The organism is Aureispira sp. CCB-E, assembly GCF_031326345.1.
Taxonomy (GTDB): Bacteria; Bacteroidota; Bacteroidia; order Chitinophagales; family Saprospiraceae; genus Aureispira.
This window is the reverse complement of record NZ_CP133671.1, coordinates 2,913,030-2,926,254: the sequence shown is the minus strand read 5'-3', so window position 1 is coordinate 2,926,254 and position 13,225 is coordinate 2,913,030. Positions and strand designations below refer to the sequence as shown.

Sequence of the window (13,225 nt, the reverse complement as noted above, 5' to 3'; positions counted from 1 at the left end):
TTTTAGTAATAATTTGCCCATCTCTGTTGCTATACTATGGTAATTGGAGGGCATAAATAGAATCTACATGAGAATTGTTTTTATGGGAACGCCTGATTTTGCGGTTCCTTCTTTAGATATTTTATTAAAAAATGGCTACGATATTGTAGGCGTTATTACGGCAACAGACAAATGGGGCGGTCGTGGCAATAAGAAGTTGCTAGAATCTGATGTCAAAAAGTATGCTGTAGAAAAAGGGCTCCATATCTTACAACCTAAAAACTTAAAAAGTCCTGAATTTCAAGCTGAATTGCGTGCCTTAAAAGCCGATTTGCAAATCGTGGTTGCCTTTCGTATGTTGCCTGAAGCTGTCTGGGATATGCCTCCTTTGGGAACGATGAATTTGCATGGTTCTTTATTACCTAAATATCGCGGAGCAGCTCCCATTCATTGGGCTGTTGTAAACGGTGAAAAAGAAACTGGTGTAACAACCTTCTTGTTGCAACATGAAATCGACACGGGCGATTTGCTCTTTCAAGCCAAAACAGAAATTGGAGAAAATGAAACAACAGGTGAGTTATACAATCGCTTAAAAGTAATTGGAGCTGATTTGATGCTAAAAAGCGTTCAGACCATTGAGAACGGTAATTATCAATTACAACCACAGGACAATAGCCAAGTTTGCCATGCACCTAAAATTTTTCATCAAGACTGTAACATCAACTTTGATCAAACCACAGAAGCGGTACACAACTTTATTCGCGGTATGAGCCCCTTCCCTACTGCTTGGACAACTTTAGACGGTGAAAAATTGAAAATTTTTAAAACTCAAAAAGAAACCACTACACACAATTATCCACCAGGCACTCTTAAAACAGATGGTAAAAAATTCTTAAAAGTAGCAACTCAAGATGGTTATGTCAACTTACTAGATGTCCAACTAACCAAACGCAAACGCATGGATATCAAAAGCTTTCTAAATGGTTATACCATACAAGATAACACTATAACAACATCTAGTATTTAAAGCTAATTGTTAAAAAAAAGTGAAGCCTTTAGGCTTATACAACAGAAAATGTATCTTTGTAGTTATCTAAATGTTGCTTTAAAACGAAAAAATACTATATTTATAATAGTTTGAAATTTGATAGGAATACTTTAGATTTCTAAAACCATGTTAGAAAGTAACCTTGTAAATGAAGGGAACGACTCTTTTTTAGGAATAGAGTTTGCATTTACAAAGTGTTTTGTTCAAATAAAAAAGAAAACATGATTAAGAAAATAGGCTTTTTTATAATCTTATTAAGTTTATTGGTTTGTCTACGTCCTAATCTATTCAAAGGAATGTTCAGTAGTAATGAATCCAATGACAAGGACTTAATAGATCGAGAAAATCTTGTTGCTGCTACTCGTGGTGTTGGAGAATCAACAACCGAATATGCAGAAGGATATAGTTCTGCCAATTTAGGTGAAGTTTTTGACCATCCTATGGATGGCAAATTTGTTGTCGAAAAGGAAATGGAACCTGTAGGTCCTTGGGAAGATTTGCTAACCTTAAAATTCGATATTCGTTTTGATGAAAGTGTTGACGATGTTATTTTTGAACCTAAAATTTCAAAAAGAGTTCGCCAATACGAAGGAAAGATAATTGAAGTAGAAGGTTTTATTATTCCTCATGATATTGCTGCGGATGCAATGGCTGATTTGGATGACGATGGACAACAATTTATGTTCTCGGCTTTTCCTTTAGCTTCTTGTTTCTTCTGCGGTGGCGCAGGGGCGGAATCTGTTATGGAGGCATTTCCTAAAAAACCTATCTCCTATACAGAACGTAAAATTAAAATTAGAGGTCGCTTAGAATTTAACACCACAGATTTCTTAAAATTGCCTTATCAACTTAAAGATGTTGTTGTGGTAGAAGATAATTTATAGTAATCTATAAAACAAGTTAATATAATTACAGCCATTCTGAAGCTTTCGGAATGGCTTTCTTTTTTGTTGTAATTCAAAAACTAGTTACTTTTAAGATAGTAGTTAACGGCATTGCTACTTTGTGGTTTCAACGACCACGTAGTAGCAGCGCAGCTAACTATTGTTTAAGAAGCACTGCTCTGTTTAAGATCGTGTTAACGTAACTATCACTACTATTGAAATAAGACAAACGAATGAAAAATAAATACGATACCATCGTGATTGGTTCTGGAATTGGAGGACTAACCACCGCCGCCCTACTAGCCAAAGCTTATCATAAAAAAGTCTTGGTCTTGGAACAACATTGGACATTAGGAGGTTTAACGCATGAATTTGAGCGAAAAACAGCCTCCAATACTTATAGCTGGGATGTTGGGGTACACTATATCGGTTTTTTACAGCAAGGAGATTTAATGACAGAGGTCTATGATTATATTAGCAATGGTCAACTGGAATGGGAAAAAATTAAAGATCCCTTTGATACATTTTGGTATCCTGACTTTCGATTTGGTGTCAGTTCAGACTTAGAGCAGTATAAAAAAGACCTTTGTACGCTTTTCCCAAAAGAAAAGAAAGCTATTTTACGTTTTTTTAAGCATGTAAAATCAGCTGCTAACTGGGCTGCTTTTTGGTTCTTAAAAGAAACCCTTCCTCGTCCGTTAAGTTGGATAATGGCATTGCTTAAAAAGTCTCAGGAAGGATTTTTCATGCAGACTACACAGCATTATTTAGATAAAAACTTCAAAGATCCCAAACTAAAGGCTTTGCTAACTTCTCAATGGGGGGATTATGCTACCATTCCAAACGAGAGTATACTGTGGGGACATTGTATGATTGTTAATCATTATAGTATTGGGGGATTTTATCCCAAAGGCGGCTCCAAAACCATTGCTCAATCTGTTGTTCCAACCATTGAAGCGGCAGGCGGGAGATGTTTGTGCAATGCTTCTGTCAATGAAATTTTGATCGAAAATGGTCAAGCCATAGGTTGTACTTATCGGATCAAAGAGCAGGGAAAATGGGTTGAAAAGACAGTCTATGCAGACAATATTGTTTCGAGTATAGGCGCTAAAAATACCTTTAGAAAATTACTTCGGAATCCCATCCACCCAGAGATAGAACAGATACAGTCTGGACATACAGCAATGACTATTTATTTAGGATTAAAAGAAAATCCAAAAGAGAAATTAGGCGTTACAGGGGGAAATTTTTGGTTGTTTAATCATTATAATCACAATGATTTTGTCAAAAACGAAGACATTGCAAAAAATCCTGCTCAATTTTGCTTTCTTTCTTTTCCTTCTCTCAAAGACCCTTCTAGAAAAGCACATACTGCCGAAATTGTTGCCTTTACTCAGTACAAAACGTTTGAACAATGGCAACATACTGACTGGCAAAACAGAGGCGAAGCATACGAGGATTACAAAAAAATGGTTGCCGAACGTTATATCTCTTTTGTAGAAAAACGTTTCTCTGGTTTTAAGGATATGATAGACTATATTGAGGTTTCTTCTCCTTTAAGTTTAAAAAAGTTTACGCAGCGTCCTAAAGGTGCCATGTATGGTTTGGATTTAAGTAAACAACGCTTTGATTTAACCTGTCTCAACGCTCAAACTTCTATTCCTAACCTTTACCTAAGTGGTGCCGATGTGATGATTATGGGAGTTTCTGGTGCTGCTTTTGGTGGTGTTATTTCGGCTGCTAAAATTGGAAGTAAACTAGGAGCCATTTCGCTTATTCCTAAAATAAAAATGGATAATCAACAACGAAAAAAACAAGGTAAATCTATGAAAATTTACACTTAGTTTAATACCTTGATTTCGTTCTTTGAATTATCAACAGCGATTGTCTATTTCTATCATTTGATATACAGCAATCTCTCAACACTCATCTTATTACTACTCCATTGATTTTTCAACGGAGTAATGCTTATACGAAATTAAATAAAGGATCTCGTATTAAAAATAAATCCAATGAATATCCCACTCTTAATTGCCAATGCCCTTTGTTTGTTAGCTTTTTTTGCCCATACTTTTGTTGGAGACAAGGAAATAAGAATGATTGCTCCTCCTTCCGATCCTGAAAATGATTTTCTCCATCAAGAAAAATGGACGATGGCACGTTGTGGCTGGCATTGGGTTTCTTTTGACCTTTTGTTTGCTACCCTTGGGCTGACTGTCATTAATTTTACAGATATTTTAACAGCCTCTCAAACCTTGCTGCAAGTATTAGCAACCTACTTTTTAGGTTACGCAATTGTTTGGTTTCTGACAATTGCTATATCCAAATCGTTTCCTAAGAATTATATAAAATTAGGGCAATGGCTATTATTACTATGTTTAAGCGGTTTAGTATATTGGGGTAGTTTGTCTATTTAAATTTCCTCATCAGCAGCTACAATACTTGTAAATTTCCTCTTATTCTCAACTTCAATTGATTGTTAATAATGACTTGTTTCCAGTTTTGATAAGGAGACGGTGCTTGATAGCAACAACTTATTTTATCATAGACACCTTCTATCCCTGTCATCACAAACATAGAACTTGTTGCCGCTGCCTTTACACCATCATCGGTTGCCCTAGAGTTAACATAAAAATCGTTTCCAGGCCAAGAAACATGATCCCAAGCAACTAGACTAAACAATAAGCAGTTTGAAAAATCGTCTGAAGTTTCTTCAAAAGTAGATAACTTTGCTAGTTGAGATTTTCCTTCATTGCCCTTTGCCAAAGGGCGAACCATCAAAGAAATGCCCTCAATTTCCAAGCGTTCGTTATTACATTCTTGATAAGGGTCATAATAGACAGCTTTTATATTGGACAACTGCCCTCCATAATTTTCTAATAAATCAATGAGCACCTGTTTCAGCAAAGCCCCCAACTGCCCTTGAAATCGACCAGCAAACATACCGCACCCCAAACCGGGTATGGTTATAAACGCTTCTTTATTTGCTTTCGCAGCTTCTACATCTGCATATTTCAACAATGGCAACAACCGACGTTCGTATAGTTTATAATATTTGTCATAATCCAGTTTTTTTGCTGTTGTTACGGCACTCCAATCAGCAGGTTCGTTCCCCGTATCATTTCTTAATAAAGCACCAGGCGTATACAACAAGATACCATCGAAAGGTTCTTGATGTATTAAAGGATTTTGATGGCGGCCATTATCAAAAATCGTCACAGGTACCGCAATACTAATATCTCCCAAGATTCCTAGTTCCACCAAACTCCAATCTCGACCGTCTCCATAAACCGCACTTTCTGCAAAAATCGTAGGTACTTTGGTTTGTAACAAGACTTCTAAGAAATCATCTACGGTACAACTTTTTGCATCCTTATATCTAAAACCATTATAAACGTACTGCCCTGCGTCCCTCAAATTATCTTGTATCTGTTTCCAATATTTTTTCGCTTGGTCTTGAGTCTCCTTCGGGATAATAATGGTGTAGTTCTGCATGATTTTAGTTTTTGTTGGATCAATAACTCGCCAAAATAGGATGGCAAAACAAAAGGAATCCTGTCTTTTAACTCAAGATACATTTTTTGTGTCGTTCTTTAAGGCTTTTTTTGTACTTTTACACCAATGACAATTACAAATGATTTTGTACAACTTAGGGTTCTATTTGGGGAGTCTTTACTACTTCACCACAACCAACCAACCTTATAAAACACTAATTAACAAACACTTAAACCATATCAAAACATTTTATTTGTCATCAACTTCATTCATAATCAATCATTCTACTAGGTAAATTCAGTTTACCCGATTTACACACATGAAAATACCATTTTACAAATACCAAGGAACAGGAAATGATTTCATCCTAATAGACAATAGAATGGCATCCATTCCAGAACTTTCTCCCTCTACTATTGCTCAATGGTGCCATCGAAAATTTGGAATTGGCGCAGATGGTTTAATGCTCCTGCAAAACAAAGAAGGGTTCGATTTTGAAATGATTTATTATAATTCAGACGGTCACTTGAGTAGTATGTGCGGCAATGGTGGACGTTGTATCACTGCCTTTGCAAACTTTCTAGGCATTATAAAAGACCATAAAGCCCATTTTCTAGCCGTCGATGGTCCTCATGATGCTGTTTTGCCAAAAGATGATTATGTAGAGTTAAAAATGAGTGATGTATCTATCCATAATTATAATCCAGCAGCTATTTTTTTAGATACGGGGTCTCCACATCACATCGAATTTGTGGAACAAATTGCAGGACTAGACGTTTACAATAGAGGTAAAGCAATTCGTAATAATGAGACTTATAAAAAAGAAGGTACGAACGTCAATTTTGTAGCCATACAAGCGACAAATTGCATAGAAGTAGCTACCTATGAGCGTGGTGTAGAGAATGAAACGTTGTCTTGTGGAACAGGTGTGACAGCAGCAGCATTAGCTTATCATTTAGCGTTTTCAAAAGACAATGCCCCTACTCCTGTTGATATAAAAACCAAAGGAGGCACTTTAAATGTACGCTTTCAACGCCAAGATCAGTTATTTCACGATATTTGGCTCTGTGGTCCTGCAAAGCTTGTTTTTCATGGCTTTATTGACTTATAGTTCTATTCTATTTTCCTTAAAAATCAAGTGTTATGTCAGCATTGTACTTAGAAATCCATCCCGACAATCCCGAAGAACGAAAAATCAAGCAAGTTACTCAAATTATTGCCGATGGTGGTTTGGTAATCTACCCGACAGATACTTTGTATGGTCTGGGCTGTGATATTACCAACAACAAAGCCGTTGAACGTATTTGTCGCATCAAAGGAATCAAGCCTCAAAAAGCGAATTTTTCCTTTATTTGCTCCGATTTGAGCAATATCTCTTTTTATACCAAACCCTTTAGCAATAATGTGTATAAAGCAATGCGCAAAAACCTCCCTGGGCCATTTACTTTCATCCTAAAAGCAAGTACCCAAGTCCCTAAAATGCTAAAAAACAATCGAAAAAATGTAGGTATTCGGGTTCCCAATAGTCCGATTGTTGCCCAATTGGTTGCCCAGTTGGACAATCCGATAATGTCAACTTCTATCAAAAATATTGACGATGAGATTACCCCTTACCCTACCGATCCTTACGAAATTTATGAAGCCTACAAAAACCTAGTCGATGTCGTTATCGATGGAGGCTTTGGTGGTAATGTTCCATCAACTGTTGTAGACTGTACTGCTGATTATCCCGAAGTTATTCGTGAGGGTCTAGGAACCTTAAAATCGTAATTTTTTGTCACGGGCATTATTTTTAATAATCACTTATATTTAAAACTAGTTTGCTAGATTAGTAAAATCATTATGTACAAAAAACTTTTAATCATTACGGGGGTGTTGGGTATGTTAGCAGTTATATTAGGTGCTTTTGGAGCGCATGCACTAGCAAATAAGTTAAGTACTAGTCAACTAAGCACTTATCAAACAGGTATTCAATATCATTATTATCATACAATTACCTTATTGATTGTTGTTATGGCGAGTCAATGGTTTGTAAAGCCTACTTGGCTGTATCGAAGTGCGATTTGCTTTGTTATAGGAATACTTTGTTTTTCGGGCTCTATTTACCTTTTGGCTTGCAAAGAATTGCTATCTTTGCAAGATTGGACTAAAATTATCGGTCCAATAACTCCTATAGGAGGCTTATTTTTCATTGCTGGATGGGCTATGCTTGTCTTCCACGCTTTTCGATATCCGACATCTAGTGTGTCTGAACAAGCATACAAACGAGTTCTAGATGAGCAACACCAACAAGGATAACTTTAAAACAGTTTGACACAACGGTTTATAACCTCAAAATTAGACTCTTTCTCAATAGCATACGATCGACTATTTCCTAGACTGTTAAAGTTTTAATTTGCATATAAAAATTCCCCTACATTACTTTAAAATAGTTACAAGACGATGTCTATAATAAGAAAACAATACGAACAATATGTTGCTCATCTACAAAAAATACAAGACCTAAACAGTACACTCGCCCTCTTGCATTGGGATAATGAAGTCAACGCCCCTCCTAAAGGTGCCCAAATACGTGGGCAACAGATTGCTACTCTATCAGCAACTGTGCACGAATGGGCTACGAGTCCCGAATTCGGGGGACTATTGGTTAATTTAAATGATAATCGTCAGGCATTATCAGAAAATGAAGCCAAAAATGTTGAACTGAGTTTGGCGCTTTATAACAAAGAAAAAAACTTATCGACAGAATTTGTTACTGCTTTCTCCAAAGCTAGAACGAACGCCTTTCAAGCTTGGCTCAAAGCCCGTAAAGCCAAGGACTATAGTTTATACAAAAATGAACTGAGTGTCATGATTGAGTTGCTCAAAGAAAAAGCAGAGCTGATTGGTTACGACGAACATCCTTACGATGCCTTGATTGATGAATTTGAAAAAGGCGCTACTGTTGCTCAATTGGATGTTTTATTTGGTGATGTTCGACAACAACTAGTTGCATTTGCCAAAGAAATTCAAGCCAAGGGAAAACCTAGTGAAAAATCGTTTTTGAATCGTCATTATGACAAGCAAAAACAGTGGGATTTTGGAATTGAGTTATTAACACAAATGGGCTACGACTTTGAAGCAGGTCGCCAAGATATTTCTGAGCATCCTTTTACCACAACATTTTCCTCCAAAGACGTTCGAGTAACGACTAGAATTGAAGAAGATAATCCAATTGAAATGATTGGTGGTTGTGTTCATGAAGGAGGACATGCGCTTTATGAAATGGGGTTGCCAGCCAAATATTATGGTCTTCCTTTGGGAATGCCAACGTCGCTGGGTATCCACGAGTCACAATCTAGATTGTGGGAAAATCAAGTAGGCTTGAGTTTGGCTTACTGGAAAGCTAATTTTCCTCGCATGCAAGAATTGTTTCCCGCTTCTTTAGGAGATATTACAATTGAACAATTCTACAAAGCAATCAATCAGCTGGAGCCCAACTATCTACGAACAATTGCGGATGAAATACATTATCACTTGCATGTTTTGATTCGTTACGAAATTGAAAAAGGGTTGATAGAAGGCACCTATGATGTAGACAGTCTAGAAACTGTTTGGAATCAAAAATACAAAGACTTTTTGGGCTTAGATGTTCCACATCCTACTTATGGGATTCTGCAAGATGTACATTGGGCAGAAGGTTTGTTTGGGTATTTCCCAACCTATTCACTAGGAAGCTTCTATGCTGCTCAATTTTATTCCAAAGCCAAAGAGGATATTCCTAATCTCGAAGCAGAAATTGCACAGGGTAATATGAAGCCTTTGTTAGAATGGTTGCGTTATCACATTCATCAACACGGTCAAAAATATACTTCAGAAGAACTCTGCCAACGAATTACAGGAGAAGGCTTAAATTTGAGTTACTTTATGAACTATGCAAGAGAGAAATATGCTATTATTTATGACTTTGATGCTAAAGTTTTAAGCGAAATTTAAATTCATGAAACTACTTCATACTGCCGACTGGCACTTAGGGCAAAAGTTCTTTCATCGCAATCGAGAGCAAGAACACCGAGCTGCACTTGATTGGTTGGTTCAATATATTATACAGGAAGGTGTCGAACTATTGGTTGTTGCTGGAGATATTTTTGATACCGATAGCCCGCCAAACTATGCTCGAAAATTATACTTCAACTTCTTAAAACAATTGGTCAATACTTGTTGTGAAGACATTGTAATTGTTGCAGGAAATCATGATTCTGCTAATATGCTGGATGCTTCTAAAGAGTTGTTCAAATTGCTAAATGTACATGTTGTTGGTCATATTTCGGATGATAGAGCAGCACAAATCATTGAAATTCGGGGCAAAGAAGAAGGAGCACTAAAAGCAGTTGTTGGAGCGGTTCCTTATCTCAGAGACAAAGATATTCGAAAAAGTATTTCAGGTGAAACCTACGAAGAACGAGTCGAAAATCTACGTCAAGGCATTCAGCAACATTATCAAGAAATAGAAGCTGCCTTAACACCTTATCAAAACCTAGCTATTCCTGTTATTGTTACGGGACATTTGTATGCGGCTGGTGGCCAGCGGGATGATCGCCCCAATAGTATCCATATTGGATCTTTGGATATTATCAAAGCTGAAAACTTTTCGAAAGACTTTGATTATGTAGCACTAGGACACTTACACCGCTATCAACAGATTGACAAAAATCGTCCTATTTGGTACTCTGGCGCCTTAATTCCATTAGACTTTAGTGAACTTAATTACGCTCAAGTTGTTCGAATAATAGAGTTTCAAAACAAAAATATTCTTCATCAACAATCGGTCAAAGTGCCACTCAAACGCAAAATGCGTACTTACAAAGGTAATTTAGCCTATATTAAAGAAAAATTATCTACTTTGGATACGAATGTTCCGCTAGATACTTGGTTAAAAATAGAGGTAGAAACGGCGCATTATTCTCCTGACTTGCTAAGTGACTTAGAAGAAATTATCCAAGATAAACCTGCCGAAATTATTATTCTAAATCAACGGGCGATTCAAAACCGCTCCATTGACAGTGAGCATTATCAAAATTTGCAAAGCTTGCAAGACATGGACGAAATCGAGGTTTTTCGGATGTGTGCGCAACAAAAAGGTCAAATAGAAACTGAAGAATTGACAGAATTAGAGAATAGCTTCAAAGAATTATTAGGTTGGATGCAGGAACGAGATGTAGAATAATTTTGTTGTATTTGTAGTTTCTATAAGAAAAAAGTACAGCAACCGCATCATAACACGCCGCTACTAAGCTAAGCGGTCTCACGAAGTATATACTTCTATTGTTCTATGCTTTTTAAGTAAGTGGACAGAAAAAAGTATAGTTAAAAATGTAATTGTTTTTAGTGCTGTTCAAAGAAAAGAATTGAAGTTTTAGCGGGCTAAAACGAGATTTTTTGATGAAGAACAGTGCAAAAAGAATTCTATTTTGCCTATAAATTTTTATGAACGATTACTTATCTAAAAAAAACATAGTTTATAAACTATTATCAATATGAAAAAGAAAAAATTTGCTAAAAAAGGACGTAAAAACGCAAAGCAAAATTATACAACTTACGACGATGGTCGAAAAGTTTCTAAGAGTTGGTTCTTTAGAGTTTTCCTTCGAAGAGCTTATCGACTACTTAGAAAACCATTGACTATTTATACCTTGCTCAAACAATCCATCATTTATCTTGAAAGATACGATTCTGTCCGAGAATTTGCAGATGAGACCAAAGAACGCCTAGTCCTTTTAACAAGAATGATACGGGCATACGTAAAAGGCGATTATCAAGGTATTTCTAAAAAAAATGTAGCGCTTAGTTTAGCCGCTATTCTTTATTTCTTATCGCCTATTGATTTAATTCCAGACTTTCTAATCGCTGGTTTTTTAGATGATTTAGCATTATTGACTTGGTTGTATAATAACCTTAAACAAGAGTTAGAAGCGTTTCAATCTTGGGAAGAATCAAAACGTCTAATTCGCATACCAATAAAAGTAATAGAAGAAGAGCAAAAATAACATAGTCTCACGACTCATTCACGAACAAACTCTTCGCAAGAGTAACGAATAAAACTAGTGCGTAGGGTTTGTTTTTAGTCAACTAAGTAATTGACAAAATAAATCTCATTGGATTCTGATATTAGTTGGGACAATTCAATGGGTTTGTCTAAATTGAGGCAAATTTACTAACTTCAAATTCTTACATTGACACGTTATTTTTTTCATATAGCCTACAATGGCATCCACTATAGAGGTTGGCAACGCCAACCCAATGTACACTCTATTCAAGAAGTGATAGAAAACAAACTCGCCAAAGCACTTAGGCTTCCTTCTATTACTATTATAGGCTGTGGTCGGACAGATGCAGGCGTTCATGCCAGCCAATTTTTTTTTCATACCGATTTAAAACATCCTATTAGAGACGACCTAAAATTTGTACTAAACAAAATCTTACCCCCTACTATTGCTATCTTTGACATCATTCCCACTACTCCAAACCTGCACGCTCGTTTTAGTGCTAAAGAACGAACCTACGATTACTTCATACACACACACAAAGATCCTTTCATTGACCAAACGAGTTCTTTGTATGTAGATTATCAGCTCAACTTAGTTGCTATGAAACAAGCTGTAGATTTACTTACTAAATACAAGGATTATGCTGCATTCTGTAAACAACCCGACTTGCATAATACTACTATATGTGATGTTCGAAGTGCCACCTTATTTCAAAACGAAGAACGCACCAAGCTTCGCTTTCGAATTGTAGCCAATCGTTTCTTACGAGGTCAAATTCGAATTATTGTGCAAAAGCTACTAGAAATAGGGGTTGGAAAATTTAGCTTAGACGCATTTGAAGCCTGCTTAAAACACAAAAAACGACCACAACTCATTCGACCTGCCCTTCCTCAAGGGCTCTTTCTTTCAAAAATTTATTATCCAGATTTAGATTTACCTAATAAAGCTACCTATACACTGCCCAATAGTAGCTGGCAAGAGATCAAAATATAAATTTCCATTTACGTTATAAATGAAATAATTATTCCTTGTTTTCAATACAAAAACAGGATTCCTCTTTGTATTTATTACCTATTTTTATTACCTTTTATGCTTATAGATTGCTTTAGTCAGCATTTCGAACCACAATGACAATCTCATAACATAAAACTTTATTCTATGCAACAAGAACCTTTCGACCTTAATGCCGAATTTCTCGGCAAAGCACTATTTCCTGCTATATTTGGACTACCCAGCTATGCGCAAAATAATATGCTAAAAATACTAGCTAAACATGGGGTACCTAACCCTGATTCAGAAGCTTGGTATAACATCAAAATAATGATTGCTTTTTATGATCAATTGGCCAAGGATTTTGGTCCTAATACTATTTTTGACCTTGGCAAATCAATTCCAGATAATGCTGTCTTTCCACCAGGGGTAGATTCTATAGAAAGTGGTCTTAACTTAATTGATGTAGCTTATAATATGAACCACAGAAATGGCTATGTTGGATTTTATAAAATGGTCAGCCACGATACAAAAGAAAAAAAAATCGTCATGCAATGTTATAACCCCTACCCTTGCGACTTTGATCGGGGCTTATTTACTGCTATGGCTCGTAAATTCAAGTCTGGTATAAGAGTTAGTGTTGATGAAAGCAAACCTTCAAAGAAAGAAGGTGGCAACGAAAGTTGGTATATCATCTCCTATCGTTAGGCTACTTTTTAGATATGTTAGTAGTCTATTATCTTTTTTTTGGAACTAAATTTGACATTATTATTGTTTCATAAGTGACCATAAAAAATAAGTTA

General features: G+C 36.2%; 13 protein-coding genes. 12 read left to right on the top strand and 1 reads right to left on the bottom strand.

Features of this window, described 5'->3' with window-relative positions; genetic code table 11:
• Positions 1-67: 67 nt before the first annotated feature.
• The 4 genes from fmt (at position 68) to QP953_RS11020 (ending at position 4,328) form a co-directional block, all read left to right on the top strand.
• Positions 68-1,006 carry a methionyl-tRNA formyltransferase gene (gene fmt / locus QP953_RS11035; RefSeq protein ID WP_231512743.1) on the top strand — a complete coding sequence of 313 codons (939 nt, stop codon included), beginning with the start codon at positions 68-70 and terminating at the stop codon, positions 1,004-1,006.
• Between the two features lie 242 nt (positions 1,007-1,248).
• Positions 1,249-1,911: a hypothetical protein gene (locus tag QP953_RS11030; RefSeq protein ID WP_052591942.1), complete on the top strand. Its 663-nt coding sequence runs from the start codon at positions 1,249-1,251 to the stop codon at positions 1,909-1,911.
• Positions 1,912-2,144: 233 nt separating this feature from the next.
• Positions 2,145-3,755, top strand: a complete 1,611-nt coding sequence (locus tag QP953_RS11025) for an NAD(P)/FAD-dependent oxidoreductase (protein ID WP_309555043.1) — start codon at positions 2,145-2,147, stop codon at positions 3,753-3,755.
• Between the two features lie 168 nt (positions 3,756-3,923).
• Positions 3,924-4,328 (top strand): hypothetical protein, encoded by a 405-nt coding sequence (locus QP953_RS11020; RefSeq protein WP_309555042.1) that lies wholly within the window; start codon positions 3,924-3,926, stop codon positions 4,326-4,328.
• 16 nt (positions 4,329-4,344) lie between these two features.
• Here QP953_RS11020 and QP953_RS11015 read toward each other — a convergent pair whose 3' ends face one another.
• Positions 4,345-5,406: a DUF4804 domain-containing protein gene (locus QP953_RS11015; protein WP_309555041.1), complete on the bottom strand. Its 1,062-nt coding sequence runs from the start codon at positions 5,404-5,406 to the stop codon at positions 4,345-4,347.
• 319 nt (positions 5,407-5,725) lie between these two features.
• On the opposite strand from QP953_RS11015, the gene dapF reads away from it, so the two are divergent.
• From dapF to QP953_RS10975, 8 genes are all read left to right on the top strand, one after another.
• Entirely contained in the window at positions 5,726-6,517 is a 792-nt protein-coding gene (gene dapF, locus QP953_RS11010; RefSeq protein WP_197043747.1) for a diaminopimelate epimerase, read from the top strand.
• 32 nt (positions 6,518-6,549) lie between these two features.
• Positions 6,550-7,176, top strand: a complete 627-nt coding sequence (locus QP953_RS11005; protein ID WP_231512744.1) for an L-threonylcarbamoyladenylate synthase — start codon at positions 6,550-6,552, stop codon at positions 7,174-7,176.
• A 72-nt stretch (positions 7,177-7,248) separates the two neighbouring features.
• A complete protein-coding gene (locus QP953_RS11000; protein ID WP_309555040.1) occupies positions 7,249-7,704 on the top strand; it encodes a DUF423 domain-containing protein in 456 nt (151 codons plus the stop codon).
• A 144-nt stretch (positions 7,705-7,848) separates the two neighbouring features.
• Positions 7,849-9,381: a carboxypeptidase M32 gene (locus QP953_RS10995; RefSeq protein ID WP_052591953.1), complete on the top strand. Its 1,533-nt coding sequence runs from the start codon at positions 7,849-7,851 to the stop codon at positions 9,379-9,381.
• A gap of 4 nt (positions 9,382-9,385) precedes the next feature.
• Complete coding sequence (locus tag QP953_RS10990) at positions 9,386-10,612, top strand: exonuclease SbcCD subunit D C-terminal domain-containing protein (RefSeq protein ID WP_309555039.1); 1,227 nt, start codon at positions 9,386-9,388, stop codon at positions 10,610-10,612.
• A gap of 310 nt (positions 10,613-10,922) precedes the next feature.
• On the top strand, positions 10,923-11,432 hold the full coding sequence (locus tag QP953_RS10985) for a YkvA family protein (protein WP_052591956.1): 510 nt from the start codon (positions 10,923-10,925) through the stop codon (positions 11,430-11,432).
• 186 nt (positions 11,433-11,618) lie between these two features.
• Positions 11,619-12,425 (top strand): tRNA pseudouridine(38-40) synthase TruA, encoded by an 807-nt coding sequence (gene truA / locus QP953_RS10980; RefSeq protein WP_309555038.1) that lies wholly within the window; start codon positions 11,619-11,621, stop codon positions 12,423-12,425.
• Between the two features lie 165 nt (positions 12,426-12,590).
• Positions 12,591-13,130 carry a hypothetical protein gene (locus QP953_RS10975; protein WP_052591960.1) on the top strand — a complete coding sequence of 180 codons (540 nt, stop codon included), beginning with the start codon at positions 12,591-12,593 and terminating at the stop codon, positions 13,128-13,130.
• The last annotated feature ends 95 nt before the right edge of the window (positions 13,131-13,225 follow it).